The sequence below is a fragment of the Haemophilus sp. HMSC061E01 genome, from assembly GCF_001810345.1.
GTDB lineage: Bacteria > Pseudomonadota > Gammaproteobacteria > Enterobacterales > Pasteurellaceae > Haemophilus_D.
In genome coordinates this window covers 39,273-54,529 of sequence record NZ_KV801016.1, presented here as the reverse complement: position 1 = coordinate 54,529, position 15,257 = coordinate 39,273, and the positions used below count along the sequence as shown (strand labels likewise).

Sequence of the window (15,257 nt, the reverse complement as noted above, 5' to 3'; positions counted from 1 at the left end):
CTCTTCATCAAGATTCTTTAGATGGAAGTACAGGGATTTCACTTCCTGACAATTCAGCATTAGAATTTAAATATGATAAGAGTATTTTGGATGAAGAATTAGGAAAAGCCATAAGACAAGCCCTGACGTATTGTACGAGTATTTATCGGTAATATATTTCCTCAAAATATAAAGTGCGGTCAAAAATACGAGAAATTTTGACCGCACTTTATTATGGATTAGAAAGGATTATTCTGCGTCTTCTTTTGCCCATTCTAATGAGCGTTTAACGGCTTTTTTCCAACCTTTATAACGACGTTCACGTTTTTCTTCATCGTTATCTGGGGTGAAGGTACGTTCTACACGCGCTTTGTCGTGAAGCTCGTCTAAATCTTTCCAGAAACCAACCGCAAGACCAGCAAGATAAGCTGCACCAAGTGCAGTCACTTCTTTCACCACTGGACGTTCTACGTTCACATCTAAAATATCCGCTTGAAATTGCATTAAGAAGTTATTGTTAGTTGCGCCGCCATCGACACGTAAATATTGTAAGCGTTGGCCTGAGTCAGATTGCATTGCTTCTAATACATCACGGGTTTGGTAAGCGATAGATTCAAGGGTTGCGCGTACAATATGGTTGCGATTAGAGCCACGAGAAAGACCGAAAATTGCACCACGTGCATACGGATCCCAATAAGGTGCACCTAAACCGGTGAAGGCTGGAACAACGTACACGCCATTGCTATCTGGGACTTTTTGTGCGAAGTATTCGGAGTCGTGGCTGTCATGTACGATTTTGAGTTCATCACGTAACCATTGGATTGACGCGCCTGCGATAAATACCGAACCTTCAAGTGCGTATTCAGGTTCACCTTTGGCGTTACACGCGATGGTGGTTAATAGGCCATTTTTAGAGGTAATGGCTTTATCACCGGTGTGAAGCAACATAAAGCAGCCTGTACCATAGGTATTTTTTGCTTGGCCTGCGCGTGTACATAGATGGCCGTAAAGTGCAGCTTGTTGGTCACCCGCGATACCCGAAACTGGAATACGCACACCGCCTTTACCCCCGATGTTGGTTTTGCCATACACTTCGGAAGAATTACGCACTTCAGGCAACATAGAACGTGGAATATTTAATAATTCCAGCATTTTGTCATCCCATTTTTTCGTATGGATGTTAAATAACATGGTACGGGATGCGTTGGTGTAATCCGTTACGTGAACACGGCCTTGGGTTAATTTCCATACAAGCCAGGTATCTACGGTACCAAATAGAAGCTCGCCACGTTCAGCTTTTTCACGAGCACCTTCTACATTGTCCAAGATCCATTTCACTTTTGTACCGGAGAAGTATGGATCCACCACTAAACCTGTGGTATTGCGGATATATTCTTCGTGACCATCCGCTTTAAGTTTGTCCGTAATATCTGCAGTACGACGACATTGCCACACAATCGCATTATAAACCGGTGTGCCGGTTGCTTTTTCCCACACAATGGTAGTTTCACGTTGGTTGGTAATACCAATTGCCGCAATTTCATCTGAGGTAATGCCTGCTTTTGCAACCACTTCGTTTAATGTTGAACTTTGTGTTGCCCAAATTTCCATTGGATTATGTTCCACCCAGCCTGCACGTGGATAAATTTGTGTAAATTCACGTTGGGCGATTTCGACAACATTCGCATTGTGATCTAATAATACTGCACGAGAGCTTGTGGTACCTTGGTCCAAAGCGATGATGTATTTTTTGTCTGTCATGGTTCTATTCCTTAGAGTGCTCGGCACTCTCATTAAATGAATGAAGAAATTTTGAGCTTAAACGAACAAATTGCGAACCTAACTTAATTGAATTCGAATCTAATTGGAACAAGCAATGTTGGGTTTTGTGATTAGCATCACAGATTTTTCTCTGAAGATATGCAATCGATTGCGTTAACGTACAAAATAATGTGATCCTTCTCTCATTTCTAGAAAATAGATCGGTTTTATCTATTGAATTAATTGGTTAAAACTAGATAATGAAGCCACTCACTTTGAGTATCTCAATATTTGATCAAACAACGAAACGAATTGCAAAACAAGATTTCTTTAATGAAATCATTAAGTTAATCATTATTTGGAGATTCTCTTATGAATGCCTATTTTGCAGAATTTTTTGGCACAGCACTTTTAATCCTGTTAGGTAACGGTGTGGTGGCCAACGTATGTTTAAATAAAACGAAAGGGCAAAGTTCTGGTTGGATTGTGATTACTACCGCGTGGGCATTTGCAGTGTATGTGGCCGTCGTTGTAACAGGTCCTTACAGTGGGGCGCACTTAAATCCAGCGGTAACGCTTGGTGTGGCAATGAAAGGTGCATTTGCTTGGGAATTGGTCCCTGGCTACATCGCGGCACAAGTGGTGGGGGGCATGGTAGGAGCGTTGTTGGTTTACATTATGTATAAAGATCACTTTGCAGCGACCGAAGAAGAGGGCTTAAAACGCGCTTGTTTCTGTACTGAACCAGCAATTCGTAACTATCCAATCAACTTAGTAAACGAAATCGTTGGTACCTTCGTGCTTGTTTTCGTGATTTTCTATCTTGCGGGAGCAAACATCACTTTACCAGGCACGGCAGAAAGCACGCCAATTGGTTTAGGTTCTATCGGGGCATTACCAGTAGCGATTTTAGTTTGGGCAATTGGTTTGAGCTTAGGTGGAACAACCGGTTATGCGATCAATCCAGCTCGAGATCTTGGTCCGCGTTTAACCTTAGGTCTTTTCCTGGGTGGGACATTAAAAACTAAAGCTGACTGGGGATACAGTTGGGTTCCGGTTATAGGGCCATTTATCGGGGCGGCTTTAGCAGCAGTATTCTATAATGCCATTATGTAATTTATTCAAATAGAAAGAGCGGTCAAAATTCATGATGTTTTTTGACCGCTCTTTTTATATTTAGAGGTTTGATTAAATACAATAATCTTCGAATTCCATTGGCATTTTAGCTTGCAATAGGAATTGTTTGGTGCGCTCTTGCTGTGGATGACTGAAGAATTCAGACGCGGTATTTTGTTCAACAACTTGACCATTTTCCATGAGAATCACGCGATCTGCCACATCTTTGGCAAAATTCAATTCATGGGTGACGATAATCATTGTCCAACCTTCTTGTGCGAGCATTTTGAGTGCTTGTAACACTTCACCGACGAGTTCAGGGTCAAGAGCGGAAGTAGGCTCATCTAACAAGATAATATCGGGTTTAACTGCTAAAGCACGGGCGATCCCGACACGTTGTTGTTGACCACCAGAAAGTTGAGAGGGATATAAATCTGCTTTCGCTTTTAAACCAACTTTTTCCAATAATGCTAAGGCTTTTTCACGCGCAATCTCTTTCGCTTGTTTTTGCACAACGACCATGCCTTCCATCACATTTTCGAGTGCTGTGCGATGGGGAAATAGATTGTATTGTTGGAATACCATTGAAGAACGACGACGCAATTTTAGTTCATCGGCTTTGCTGATTTTTTTACTGAAATCAATGGTTAAGCTTCCATCAGTAAATGCTAATACACCTTTTTCTGGGCGTTCGAGCAAATTTAAACAGCGTAAAAAAGTGGTTTTGCCTGAACCTGATGGGCCTAGAATGGCAACCACTTCACCTTTATTAATTTCAAAATCAATGCCTTTTAATACATGGTGGCCATTAAAACTTTTCTGAATATTCGTGACTTTTAACATAAACAGTCCTTATAAATGGCGAGAAAGGCGTTTTTCTAAACGGGTTTGTCCCATTGACAGCACAAAACAGAATACCCAATAAATGAGAGCCGCTTCACTATAAATTAAAATAAATTCGTAGTTTTCAGCAGTGATGTTTTGCGCCACACGAAATAATTCCGCAATCCAAACGAGTGATGCCAGAGACGTATCTTTCACTGTGCTAATGAAGGTATTTGATAGCGAAGGGACGGAAATACGTAAAGCTTGCGGCATAATGGTACGCACGAAAGCTTGAGTGTAATTCATGCCTATCGCATAAGAGGCTTCCCATTGACCTTTAGGAATCGCAAGAATAGAGGCCCTCACCGTTTCTGCTGCATAAGCACCAATGTTAATGGAGAACGCAATAATTGCGGTTGGGAAAGGCTCAAGTTTGATGCCAACTTCAGGTAAACCATAGAAAATAATGAAGATCTGCACCAACATTGGCGTGCCGCGAATAATTGAAATATAAGTGCGACAAATACCCTGCAGAATTTTGGTCATTAAATTGGGATGTGGCAATGTGCAAATCACAGCTACGATAACCGCAATGAATAAACCGCAAAAGAAGGAAATGACCGCAAGGGGGATCGTATATAAAATTGCCCCTTCCATCATAGGCCAAAACGAGCTGATTACATAATCAGCTCGTTCTGCGGTCATAAATGGAAGGCTGGCTAACCAATTATTGAGTAATGTCATCGCCAAACCATTTGATTGAAAGTTGTTTTAACGTTCCGTCTTTGCGTAGTTCTTCAAGTGCTTGGTTCACTTTTGCAATAAGCGGTTCTTCACCTTTCAAGAAAGCAAAACCGGTTGGGATTTTTTTATCACTTTCTACAGCAATTTTTAAGCCTGAGTTAGGTTGTTTTTTGAAGTAATCTAATACTGCAAGCTTATCGTTTACTGTTGCATCAACACGACCTTGTTTTACCGCTTCAAGGTTTTGTGCCAAGCTATCAACGGTCACAATAATTGCTCCATTATCACGTGCATCTTTGCTCCAGTTACTGGTTGCAGATTGTGCAGATTTTTTACCTTTTAAATCAGGGAATGATTTAATGCTATCGTTATCGGCTTTCGTCACGATTACGCCAGCAGAGTAGTTATAAGGTGCACTGTAATCATATTTTTTTAAACGTTCTGGGCTTGGATTGGTTTGGTTAGCAATAACATCAAAGCGTTTTGCATTTAAACCTGCATACATACCGTCCCAAGCGGTTTCTTTAAATTCGACTTTCCAACCTAATTTTTGCGCTACTTTTTCGATAATTTCCACATCGAAACCGGTTAACTTGCCATCTTTGTCGTGGAAAGTAAATGGTGCGTAAGTACCCTCAGTACCAACTAATAAGGTTTTAGTTTGTTCAACGCGATCAGCAATTTCACCAGCGTTAGCAAAAGTAGAAAGGGCTAATCCTGCCGCTAAAAGTGCGGTGCTAAAAAATGATTTTTTCATAAGTGTTCCTTTTTTAGATAAATAACGAAAGTGAAATAAATTATAAGAAGCGAAAAAGAAAAGAAAAGTATTATTTATTTATGAATTATTTCCTTTAGTTATATCAAATAAAATTTGTTTAATTAATAAACAAAAAAGGTCTGTAAAAACAGACCTTAGATAAAATGAATTCAATCAATAGATTAAGCTTCAATACCTTCGAATAACGCTGTACTTAAATAACGTTCTGATGCAGAAGGTAGGATTGCAACGATTAATTTATCTTGGAATTCTGGTAGTTTTGCTAATCGGTCAGCCGCTGCCACAGCCGCACCTGAAGAAATACCCGCAAGAATACCCTCCTCAGCCATTAAGCGACGAGCGGTCGCAATTGCCGTATCGCTATCTACAGTTTCCACGCGATCAATTAATGATAAATCTAAGTTTTTCGGAATGAAGCCCGCACCGATACCTTGAATTTTGTGTGGACCCGGTTTCACTTCTTGACCAGCAAGGGTTTGGCTAATAACAGGTGATTCTGTTGGTTCAACCGCCACAGAGGTAATTTTTTTACCGTGATCTAATTTGATCGAACGAGAAATACCAGTAATTGTACCGCCGGTACCTACACCGGCAACTACGACATCAACTTTACCTTCAGTATCTTTCCAGATTTCTTCACCAGTAGTTTGACGGTGAATGTCAGGGTTAGCCGGGTTTTCAAATTGTTTTAGCATCACATAATGATTTGGGTTAGACGCCACAATTTCTTCTGCTTTAGCGATCGCACCTTTCATCCCTTTTGAGCCTTCAGTAAGCACGAGATTCACGCCTAAACCACGTAATAAACGTTTACGTTCAAGGCTCATGGTTTCAGGCATGGTTAAGGTGATTTTGTAACCGCGTGCTGCTGCTACATAAGCTAAAGCAATACCGGTGTTACCACTAGTTGCATCTACAATTTCTTTACCCGCTGTTAAAATGCCGTCTTTTTCTGCTTGCCAAACCATATTGGCACCAATACGGCATTTCACGCTGAAGCTTGGGTTACGACCTTCAATTTTTACAACAACGTTACCATTGTGTCCGAAGTGTTTTAAACGAACTAATGGCGTATTACCAATTGAGTATGAGTTATCTGCATAAATTGTCATTTTACTGTCCTTTTATATTTGGAATGAGTTGATGCAGTAGTTATAACACCGGTTTTTATATAAAAAAAATAGTTAATAGCTATATTTTATAACTAAATGCTATTTATTCACGATGCCATTTCCTGAAGGCTTAATTTCAGTACTCTTAGAACGTGTCACAATTTGTGTTGAACCTGAGGTGCGGTCAACATTCATATCAAATTTTAATTGTGAGCGATAATTTTCCACCCACATCACGGTTGCACCACAGACCGCCACAGGAATAATGACTAAGTTCACGATCGGTAATGCGGTACAAAGGGTAATTAAAGCCCCGAATGTCAGGCTTTGAGAGCGTCTTTCCCCTAATGCATTTTTCATAATGCCAAAAGAAATTTTATGGTTATCAAACGGGTAGTCGCAATATTGAATCGCCATCATCCAACAAGTAAATAAGAACGTCAGCACGGGAATAATGGTTTGTCCGATAACAGGGATAAAACTTAATAAGAACAAGCCCACAAATTTCGGTAAGCTGTACCATAGTTTTTGCCATTCACGATTTAGCATTCGTGGCACATCTTTCATGATTTCGGCAAAACCATCATCATTAACGGCTTCGCCAGTCAGCATTTTTTCGACTTTTTCTGCTAATAATCCATTAAACGGTGCGGCAATAAAGCCTGAAAGTGTCGTAAAAGCAAAATAGAAAAATAAGAGAATTGAGCCAATAGACAGCACGAGCAAAATCACACTTAAAAAGCTTAACCAATCAGGAATAAAGCTCATTACCCAGTCGATCATTGTGGAGATTTGAGAAACAAATAACCAAAATAAGCCTGTAAGCAGGACGATATTCAGTAGAATTGGCATAATCACAAAACGTCGGAGACCTTTTTGCGTAATGAAATGCCAACCCATCACGAAATGATTGAAAGCAGATTTTATTTCATTTTGATCGATCATCATTGTTCCTTTAAATTGAAAAGTAAAAATACAAAACGTCACAGAAAGACAATATTTTTTGAGGAAAATTCCATCTCATCCCTTTTAATATCTTGTTTGCTTTTCTATTTTTTCACCTGTCGAAATGTGATAGGATCAGCAAAAATCATTGCGTTAAGGAGCAACAAGCATGGACTTAAATACCATTTTGATCATTCTAGGGGTGATTGCTTTAATTGCCTTAGTGGTACACGGATTATGGTCAAATCGTCGTGAGAAATCAAAATATTTTAAAAGTGCGAATACATTTAACCGCACTTCTAAAAGTGGGGAGGTCAATTCTTTTTCGCAAGCCGCTGATCCTAATGCGGATATTCGTTTAACACATCGTGCTCAAGCGGCACAGCCTGTACAACAAAATGTTCAACCTAAAGTGACACCTCAGGCGGCAAGCCAACAACAATTAAATTTTGATGAGCAACATGCTCAAGTTGATGCGCGTCAAATAGAAAAAAGTGTGGATGATATTAAAATCTCCTTACCAAATCAGCCAGTTTATGAGATGAATACGGCGCAACCTGCTCCTGCGCCACAGCCTGAACCTGTGGTTTATCCTGAAACGAATGTACAACCGAAACCACGTGTGGCAGAGATGACAATCGAAGAATTAGAAGCTCAAAGCAATGATTTTGATGGTGTGAATTCTTCTTCGCCTGAATTGCGTGAGCAGTTAGCCGAGATGTCATTAAATCCAACTCAAGAACCTGCTCATGAGAACGTGCATTTTAACTATCACGAACCAGTAGAGGTTGAAAAACCAAAACAAACTACTGGCTTTGTTCAACTTTATGTGATTTCGAATCAGAATCGTGAATTTTATGGACCACAATTATCTCAATCTTTAGAAAACTTGGGATTCATTTTTGGTGAGCGTCAAATGTATCATCGCCACTTTGATTTAAGTGTGGCAAGCCCAGTGCTATTTAGCGTGGCAAACATTGAACAACCAGGTACGTTTGATTATTACAATATGGCCGAGTTTTCAACCATGGGGGTGGTGCTCTTTATGCAGTTGCCATCACCAGGTAATAATTTGGCAAACTTACGTATGATGATTCGTGCAGCGAAAACCATCGCGGAAGATTTAGGTGGCGTGGTATTGACTGATCAGCAAGAAATTTTTGATGATATGGCTGAGCAGGATTACTTATCTCGTATCGCATAAAACGCACGAAAAAATAACCGCACTTTGGGCGAGCCGATGGTTCGCCCATTTTAATTCAATGAGTAAACCATTAGAGAACATTATGAGCCTTCAGCAACAAATTGATACATTACGTCAGGATCTTCGTCGTTATGAATATGAATATCATGTATTGGATAACCCAACGATTCCTGACGCGGAATATGACCGTTTATTTCATCAACTTAAAGCCTTAGAAGCCGCCCATCCGGAACTCATTACGGCAGATTCACCTACTCAACGTGTAGGCGCCAAACCGCTTTCTGGTTTTGCACAAATTCGTCATGAAATTCCAATGCTGTCTTTGGATAATGCCTTTTCAGACGAGGAATTTTATGCATTCGTAAAACGTATTGAAGATCGTCTTATTCGTTTGCCTGCCCCCCTCACTTTCTGCTGTGAGCCGAAATTAGATGGTTTAGCGGTGAGTATTTTGTATGTGAATGGCGTACTGACTCAAGCTGCAACTCGTGGTGATGGGACAACAGGGGAGAATATTACAGCGAATATCCGTACAATTCGAAATATTCCATTGCAACTTTTAATGGATAATCCACCCGCTCGTTTAGAAGTGCGTGGTGAAGTGTTTATGCCACATGAAGGCTTTGAGCGTTTAAATCAACAGGCTTTAGAGAAAGGCGAGAAAACCTTTGCTAACCCACGTAATGCCGCAGCAGGTTCGTTGCGACAGCTTGATCCAAAAATTACGAGTAAGCGTCCATTGGTATTGAATGCTTATGGTATTGGTATTGCTGAAGGAGTAGATTTGCCGAATACGCATTATGATCGTTTGCAATGGTTGAAGTCTATTGGGATTCCGGTAAACCCAGAAATCCGTTTATGTAACGGCACAGATGAAGTGTTGGGTTTTTATCGTGATATTCAAAATAAACGTAGTGCTCTTGGCTACGATATTGATGGTACCGTGTTAAAAATCAATGATATTGCGTTACAAGAGAAATTAGGTTTTATTTCCAAAGCGCCACGTTGGGCGATTGCTTATAAATTCCCTGCACAAGAAGAATTAACTCGCCTAAATGATGTAGAATTCCAAGTGGGCAGAACGGGGGCAATTACACCTGTTGCCAAATTAGAACCGGTATTTGTGGCAGGGGTAACGGTAAGTAACGCCACATTGCATAATGGTGATGAAATTGAACGCTTGGACATTGCTATTGGCGATACGGTAGTGATTCGCCGTGCGGGAGATGTGATCCCTCAAATTATCGGCGTATTGCACGACCGTCGTCCAGCGGATGCGAGACCGATCATTTTCCCTAAAACTTGTCCAGTATGTGATTCGGCCATTGTTCGTATTGAAGGTGAAGCGGTAGCGCGTTGTACGGGCGGTTTGTTCTGTGCCGCACAGCGTAAAGAAGCGCTTAAACATTTCGTTTCTCGCAAGGCCATGGATATCGATGGCGTAGGGGGTAAATTAATCGAACAGTTGGTGGATCGTGAATTAGTTCATACACCCGCCGATTTATTTAAGTTAGATTTAACCACGCTAACCCGTTTGGAAAGAATGGGAGCAAAATCAGCCGAAAATGCATTGGCTAGCCTTGAAAAAGCAAAAAATACGACGCTAGCACGCTTTATTTTCGCCTTAGGAATTCGTGAAGTGGGTGAAGCAACCGCATTGAATTTAGCGAATCATTTTAAAACCTTGGAAGCTTTGCAAAATGCAGATTTAGAAGCCTTACAGCAAGTGCCTGATGTGGGCGAAGTAGTGGCAAATCGTATTTTGGCGTTTTGGCACGAACCACATAATGTGGCGGTAGTGAATGATTTAATCGCTCAAGGCGTACATTGGGAAACCGTGGAAACCAAAGAGATCACAGAAAACCGCTTTAAAGGCAAAACGGTTGTGTTAACCGGAACCTTAACTCAAATGGGCCGTAATGAAGCTAAAGCGCTATTACAAGACATGGGCGCGAAAGTGAGCGGCTCGGTTTCAGCAAAAACAGATTTTGTGATTGCCGGTGATGCGGCGGGTTCTAAGCTCACAAAAGCACAAGAATTAGGTGTTACCGTTCTAACGGAAGAAGAATTTTTGGCTCAGATTTAACCGTTTCAATCGAAAAAAAACTAAAAAAATGACCGCACTTCATCTCATCTCAAGATTAAGTGCGGTTTAACTTTTCTTCTTAATAAACGATAGCGGACATTTTAAGCTCTTAATTTACTGGCTCCGCGTTCCAGTTGTTTTGCCAAGCATTCTTTTGAAGCAATAATCTGTTTACCAAAACGTTTATATAAACGTTGTTTTAATTTTGCCAATCCTTTCACTTTAGCACTTTTTTCTGCCCCAAATAACTGCTTAATATGGAGTGTCACCTGACCAATCTCTTGTAAGGCTATACCTGTTTTGGCTTTTAATTCGTTTAATTGGAACGTGATTTTTTCCTGTACATGCTGTTCCAATCGTTGCGTTAATTCTGTCGTATCGGCGGTTTCATTTTGACACAACTGTTCAAATTCGGCGATTTCTGTACTGAAATCTAGCTGTAACCCTTGTTCCAGTTCAATTAATACTGCCGTGCCGTATTCCAATTGTGATGTTAATTGCTGTTGGCTTTGAACTAATTGATTTTGAATGGCTTCACTTTGCTCAATACATTCATTTAATGACTGTTTCATTTCTGTTTGTTGCTGCATGGCAGAGGCTTTTATTGAATCAATTCGTTGTTGAATTTGCTGCATAAGATCTGACATTGTTTGTACGTTTTCCATTTTCTTCTCCTTTGGGATTTTTAACCGCACTTAAGAAAAGTGCGGTCATTTTGTTACTTATTTTTTGATGATTTGTTTCACATCCACTTCTGTTTTATTCCATTCTTTATCGACTTTACCGATAATTTGAATGTTATCTTGAGGTGCTATCGTTTCACCATTCCATGCTTTTTTGCTGACTTCAATTTGAATTTCTTTTCCACTTGCGTCTTTAAATAAGAAATCCTTTTTACCAATTTGTTTTACAATTTGTCCGTCTAAACGAACTGGAGTGTCATCATTGGCATTTAATGCATCATCAACGGTTTTTACAATAACACTTTCATCGACAAAACCTTGTTGGGTGTTGTGCTTGTGACCATCATTAAATCCTTGTGCTATTGCGGTGTTATATACGGCAACAGAAGATAATGCGATAGCTGCAACAGTAAGTAATTTTTTCATAGTTTGTTCTCCTAAATAAGATAATCATAAAGTAAGTTGAAAGCTTTGCTTTCAGATGTATTAAATCATTCAAATCTTAATCTTTTCTTAAGTGATTAACATTTTTCAGATTTATTTATCGATTGGATTGTTTGCCTTTCGATGAGTGTATTTAAACAAGAGAATCTTAAGGAAAGATTAAGAGAGGTAAAAAAAATGAAAATTTTTTGAAAATAAAAAAATAGGGCGTTTAAGCCCTACTTTTATGAGAAAAATGCCCTGGAAATCTACCGCTCTTTAGCCTGCTACTGCAGGTAAATAACCTGCTTGAATTAAGAATGGTACGATCATAATTATTACGCCAATTACTAAGGCTATCACTAAGGTTACGTTTCCACCGATTACACGATAAGGCAGATTTGGATTCGCTTGACGTGTTTTCCATGCTAGTCCAATAGGTAAAATTAAGCAATAGAATGCACAGAGTAAACCCGCATAGCTTAATGCGGCAATAAAACCTTCAGGATAATACAAGGCGAATGCAAGTGGTGGAGTAAATGCTGCAACAGTCAGTGTTAAACGGTTGTGTGGCAATTTGTAACGTTTAAATAAATCGCCTAAACCTTCAAATACCCCTAGCATCACACCTAGGAAAGAAGTAATTAATGCAAGTGCAGAGAACACACGTACGATTTCACCCATAATGTGGGAGTTGGTGATTTGACGTGTGGCATTGACTAAACCGTTAAGGGTTGGATCCGCTTGTAATACTTGTATGAATTCATTTTGGCTTAATACACCGTGAGTCGCTAATTGCCACACTAAATAAGCTACAAGTGGAATTGCGGTACCAATTAAAATCGCTTTACGGAATTGAGTCACACTACCATCTAAATAGCTGTTTACGCTACCCATGATGATGTGGAAGCCAAAGGAGGTAAAGAAAATTGGCGCCGCAGAGATCACGAAAGCATAATTTAAAGGTAAGGCCATCAGGTTATCGACAGACACTTTGGGTAACATCATGAACAACACAAAAGCAAAGGCAATTAATTTACCGATGAACAGAATACGGGTGGCACCATCAACGCCTCTTGTACCTACAACCACAAAGGCACCGAGTACGACGGTAAATAAAATGATTGAAAGTTCGGAGGAAAGATTTTCAAAACCAAAAGCGGTTGGTAAACCTGATAATAATGAACCGCCCCCGGTGATATAGGCCGCAGAAAGGGCATAAAGTAAAATGAGCAAACTAAAGGTGGCTAAGACACGCCCAGTGATGCCGAAGTATTTCTCAGCGAGAGTCGCCACACCATCATTCAAGCGATCTGCAGTTTGATACACTTCAACAAAAAGCAAACCGCTGTAAACCAAAAGTGCCCATAAGCCGACTAATAAGAAAACGGTGTAACCAAAACCAATACCGGCAGAGGTTAATGGCATCGCGAGCATCCCCGCTCCGATGGTCGTGCCTGCAATGATTAAGGCACTGCCGAATGTTTTGTTTTTTAGCATAAAATTGTCCTCCGAGTATAAAATTGAAAAACGAGGTTAAAGCTGACCGCACTTTTCTTTGTAATGATAGCGGCAAACCGAAAGATAAGAGTCGTTTCCACCAATTTGGATTTGTTCCCCTTCCTTAATGACTTCACCTTGTTCATTTAAACGTAAAACGAAATTGGCTTTGCGCCCACAATAACAGATAGTTTTTAGTTCTTCTAGTTGATCTGCCCAAGCAAGTAAATACTTACTGCCTTCAAATAGCTCTGCTTGGAAGTCGGTACGCAAGCCATAACAAAGCACAGGAATTTTCAGTTTATCTACGACATCGCTTAATTGATACACTTGTTGTTTCGTTAAAAACTGGGCTTCGTCAACTAAAACACAATGAATTTTTTCTTCTTGTAAACGTTGGCTCACTTCGGCAAAAAGGTCACTCGTTGATGTAAATAAATTCGCATCTTCATGAATACCAATACGCGACGTGACTTTGCCTGTTCCAAAGCGGTCATCAATGGCTGCCGTATAAACCATGGTGTTCATATTGCGTTCACGGTAGTTATAGGAAGACTGCAGCAACGTAGTTGATTTGCCCGCATTCATTGTAGAGTAGTAAAAATAGAGTTTTGCCATTATTTAATCACCCATTTCCAGAAATAATAGGCAATAAATCCTGCAACAGGTGGACAGGCTGCGAGCATAAAGGTACCGTAAGTTGCACCACCGCCAACCATTTTTCCGGCAGCTGAAAGCGCGCTAACGATATCACCACTTGGTGTGGTAAAAATCCATGCGCCAATAATCGCGAGCACTAAAAAACAAGCGATACCGGCTGCACGCATGGCTCTCACTTTAATCATATTTTCCATATTTTTTCCTTAAATTGCAGGGAGTTCAGTCATTGCCCAACGAGGTTTAACATCAATGGCGAGATCGCTATGCTGACCTTGTTTTAAGCGTAAAAAGCCCGTATAGGCAATCATGGCGCCATTATCGGTACAAAATTGAGGTTGCGGATAAAATACTTCACCACCAAGATTTTTCATCATTGTGCCAAGGGTTTCACGTAATTTTTTGTTTGCACTCACCCCGCCAGCAATCACTAAACGCTTATAGCCGGTTTCTTTTAAGGCACGTTTACATTTAATTGCAAGTGTATCCACGACGGAATCTTGGAAGGCAAAGGCAATATCTGCTTTGGTTTGTTCGGTTAATTCACCTTCTTGTTTGATCGCCTGATTAATAGTGTTAGCCGCTGAGGTTTTTAAACCTGAAAAGCTAAAATCAAGTCCAGGGCGATCCGTCATTGGTCGAGGGAACACAAAGCGATCTTTTGATCCTTTTTCGGCTAAACGTGAAAGTGCCGCACCACCAGGATAATCTAACCCTAATAATTTCGCGGTTTTATCAAAGGCTTCGCCTGCCGCATCATCAATGGATTCGCCAATGACTTCATATTTTCCTACGCCATCAACGCGCACTAATTGTGTGTGCCCACCAGAAACTAAGAGGGCAATGAATGGAAAGTGCGGTCGGTTTTCATCAAGCATTGGAGCAAGTAGATGACCTTCCATGTGGTGTACGCCAATAGCGGGCACATTCCAGGCATAAGCCAGTGAACGCGCGATCGTTGCGCCCACTAATAATGCGCCCACTAAACCAGGACCGCTTGTATAGGCGATACCATCAATTTGATCAGCGGTTAAATTGGCTTCTTCTAATGCGGCTTTAATTAATGGTGCTGTTTTGCGAATGTGATCGCGAGAAGCCAGTTCTGGCACCACACCGCCGTAATCCGCATGCAAGGCAATTTGCGTGTAGAGTTGATTAGCAATTAAGCCTTTGTCTTCATCATAAATCGCGACACCTGTTTCATCACAGGAGGTTTCGATTCCTAAAATACGCATTTTCTTCTCATTTTATTAAAAAAATTGGCAAAGATTTTACCTTGTTTGGCCCGTTTAAACCAGTTTAAACGCCAAATTTTCAGCAAATAGGCGATCTTTCCTTTGCTTTTGCAGGGAAGATCGATTAGAATTGCGTCCTTTATTGAATTTGCCGTTCATTCGGCAGTAATAAAAATTTAAAATTGCAATTAAATTAAACTCATTGAGGT

15 protein-coding genes are annotated in these 15,257 nt (G+C 40.4%); 3 read left to right on the top strand and 12 right to left on the bottom strand.

Annotated features, from left to right (window positions below):
- Nucleotides 1-228 precede the first annotated feature (228 nt).
- Nucleotides 229-1,740 (bottom strand): glycerol kinase GlpK, encoded by a 1,512-nt coding sequence (gene glpK / locus HMPREF2732_RS08685; RefSeq protein WP_070592549.1) that lies wholly within the window; start codon nt 1,738-1,740, stop codon nt 229-231.
- Between the two features lie 372 nt (nt 1,741-2,112).
- On the opposite strand from glpK, the gene HMPREF2732_RS08680 reads away from it, so the two are divergent.
- Complete coding sequence (locus tag HMPREF2732_RS08680) at nt 2,113-2,856, top strand: MIP/aquaporin family protein (protein ID WP_070582934.1); 744 nt, start codon at nt 2,113-2,115, stop codon at nt 2,854-2,856.
- 72 nt (nt 2,857-2,928) lie between these two features.
- Here the strand turns inward: HMPREF2732_RS08680 and HMPREF2732_RS08675 are convergent, their stop codons facing one another.
- The 5 genes from HMPREF2732_RS08675 to cysZ form a co-directional block, all read right to left on the bottom strand.
- Nucleotides 2,929-3,699 carry an amino acid ABC transporter ATP-binding protein gene (locus HMPREF2732_RS08675; RefSeq protein WP_070592545.1) on the bottom strand — a complete coding sequence of 257 codons (771 nt, stop codon included), beginning with the start codon at nt 3,697-3,699 and terminating at the stop codon, nt 2,929-2,931.
- A gap of 9 nt (nt 3,700-3,708) precedes the next feature.
- Complete coding sequence (locus tag HMPREF2732_RS08670; protein ID WP_005697396.1) at nt 3,709-4,425, bottom strand: amino acid ABC transporter permease; 717 nt, start codon at nt 4,423-4,425, stop codon at nt 3,709-3,711.
- On the bottom strand, nt 4,409-5,182 hold the full coding sequence (locus HMPREF2732_RS08665; RefSeq protein ID WP_005697382.1) for an amino acid ABC transporter substrate-binding protein: 774 nt from the start codon (nt 5,180-5,182) through the stop codon (nt 4,409-4,411). Before HMPREF2732_RS08665 ends, HMPREF2732_RS08670 begins: the two co-directional genes overlap by 17 nt.
- 182 nt (nt 5,183-5,364) lie before the next feature.
- Nucleotides 5,365-6,315 carry a cysteine synthase A gene (cysK, locus tag HMPREF2732_RS08660; RefSeq protein WP_070592544.1) on the bottom strand — a complete coding sequence of 317 codons (951 nt, stop codon included), beginning with the start codon at nt 6,313-6,315 and terminating at the stop codon, nt 5,365-5,367.
- A 99-nt stretch (nt 6,316-6,414) separates the two neighbouring features.
- Nucleotides 6,415-7,260 carry a sulfate transporter CysZ gene (gene cysZ, locus HMPREF2732_RS08655; RefSeq protein ID WP_070592543.1) on the bottom strand — a complete coding sequence of 282 codons (846 nt, stop codon included), beginning with the start codon at nt 7,258-7,260 and terminating at the stop codon, nt 6,415-6,417.
- Nucleotides 7,261-7,429: 169 nt separating this feature from the next.
- On the opposite strand from cysZ, the gene zipA reads away from it, so the two are divergent.
- Both zipA and ligA read left to right on the top strand, forming a co-directional pair.
- Nucleotides 7,430-8,464 carry a cell division protein ZipA gene (gene zipA / locus HMPREF2732_RS08650; RefSeq protein ID WP_070592538.1) on the top strand — a complete coding sequence of 345 codons (1,035 nt, stop codon included), beginning with the start codon at nt 7,430-7,432 and terminating at the stop codon, nt 8,462-8,464.
- 82 nt (nt 8,465-8,546) lie between these two features.
- On the top strand, nt 8,547-10,550 hold the full coding sequence (gene ligA, locus HMPREF2732_RS08645; protein ID WP_410002389.1) for an NAD-dependent DNA ligase LigA: 2,004 nt from the start codon (nt 8,547-8,549) through the stop codon (nt 10,548-10,550).
- A 101-nt stretch (nt 10,551-10,651) separates the two neighbouring features.
- On the opposite strand, the gene HMPREF2732_RS08640 is transcribed toward ligA, so the two are convergent.
- The 6 genes from HMPREF2732_RS08640 to tsaD all read right to left on the bottom strand — a co-directional run bounded on the left by HMPREF2732_RS08640 (nt 10,652) and on the right by tsaD (nt 15,048).
- A complete protein-coding gene (locus HMPREF2732_RS08640) occupies nt 10,652-11,215 on the bottom strand; it encodes a hypothetical protein (protein ID WP_032822367.1) in 564 nt (187 codons plus the stop codon).
- A gap of 57 nt (nt 11,216-11,272) precedes the next feature.
- Complete coding sequence (locus HMPREF2732_RS08635; protein ID WP_005694737.1) at nt 11,273-11,659, bottom strand: YgiW/YdeI family stress tolerance OB fold protein; 387 nt, start codon at nt 11,657-11,659, stop codon at nt 11,273-11,275.
- Nucleotides 11,660-11,935: 276 nt separating this feature from the next.
- Entirely contained in the window at nt 11,936-13,156 is a 1,221-nt protein-coding gene (locus HMPREF2732_RS08630) for an aromatic amino acid transporter (RefSeq protein WP_070592537.1), read from the bottom strand.
- Nucleotides 13,157-13,192: 36 nt separating this feature from the next.
- The gene (locus HMPREF2732_RS08625) at nt 13,193-13,774 is read right to left on the bottom strand and encodes a thymidine kinase (protein ID WP_070592536.1); all 582 of its coding nucleotides are present in this window, start codon (nt 13,772-13,774) and stop codon (nt 13,193-13,195) included.
- Nucleotides 13,774-14,010, bottom strand: coding sequence for a hypothetical protein (locus HMPREF2732_RS08620; protein ID WP_049357145.1), 237 nt, complete (start codon nt 14,008-14,010; stop codon nt 13,774-13,776). The genes HMPREF2732_RS08625 and HMPREF2732_RS08620 overlap by 1 nt, the downstream gene beginning before the upstream one ends.
- 9 nt (nt 14,011-14,019) lie before the next feature.
- Nucleotides 14,020-15,048, bottom strand: a complete 1,029-nt coding sequence (gene tsaD, locus HMPREF2732_RS08615) for a tRNA (adenosine(37)-N6)-threonylcarbamoyltransferase complex transferase subunit TsaD (RefSeq protein WP_070592535.1) — start codon at nt 15,046-15,048, stop codon at nt 14,020-14,022.
- Nucleotides 15,049-15,257: the final 209 nt, after the last annotated feature.

Bases quoted from the DNA above. Each gene is read 5' to 3' on its own strand.
- glpK (WP_070592549.1), bottom strand. From the start codon at position 1,740: ATGACAGACAAAAAATACATCATCGCTTTGGACCAAGGTACCACAAGC.
- HMPREF2732_RS08680 (WP_070582934.1), top strand. From the start codon at position 2,113: ATGAATGCCTATTTTGCAGAATTTTTTGGCACAGCACTTTTAATCCTG.
- HMPREF2732_RS08675 (WP_070592545.1), bottom strand. From the start codon at position 3,699: ATGTTAAAAGTCACGAATATTCAGAAAAGTTTTAATGGCCACCATGTA.
- HMPREF2732_RS08670 (WP_005697396.1), bottom strand. From the start codon at position 4,425: ATGACATTACTCAATAATTGGTTAGCCAGCCTTCCATTTATGACCGCA.
- HMPREF2732_RS08665 (WP_005697382.1), bottom strand. From the start codon at position 5,182: ATGAAAAAATCATTTTTTAGCACCGCACTTTTAGCGGCAGGATTAGCC.
- cysK (WP_070592544.1), bottom strand. From the start codon at position 6,315: ATGACAATTTATGCAGATAACTCATACTCAATTGGTAATACGCCATTA.
- cysZ (WP_070592543.1), bottom strand. From the start codon at position 7,260: ATGATCGATCAAAATGAAATAAAATCTGCTTTCAATCATTTCGTGATG.
- zipA (WP_070592538.1), top strand. From the start codon at position 7,430: ATGGACTTAAATACCATTTTGATCATTCTAGGGGTGATTGCTTTAATT.
- ligA (WP_410002389.1), top strand. From the start codon at position 8,547: ATGAGCCTTCAGCAACAAATTGATACATTACGTCAGGATCTTCGTCGT.
- HMPREF2732_RS08640 (WP_032822367.1), bottom strand. From the start codon at position 11,215: ATGGAAAACGTACAAACAATGTCAGATCTTATGCAGCAAATTCAACAA.
- HMPREF2732_RS08635 (WP_005694737.1), bottom strand. From the start codon at position 11,659: ATGAAAAAATTACTTACTGTTGCAGCTATCGCATTATCTTCTGTTGCC.
- HMPREF2732_RS08630 (WP_070592537.1), bottom strand. From the start codon at position 13,156: ATGCTAAAAAACAAAACATTCGGCAGTGCCTTAATCATTGCAGGCACG.
- HMPREF2732_RS08625 (WP_070592536.1), bottom strand. From the start codon at position 13,774: ATGGCAAAACTCTATTTTTACTACTCTACAATGAATGCGGGCAAATCA.
- HMPREF2732_RS08620 (WP_049357145.1), bottom strand. From the start codon at position 14,010: ATGGAAAATATGATTAAAGTGAGAGCCATGCGTGCAGCCGGTATCGCT.
- tsaD (WP_070592535.1), bottom strand. From the start codon at position 15,048: ATGCGTATTTTAGGAATCGAAACCTCCTGTGATGAAACAGGTGTCGCG.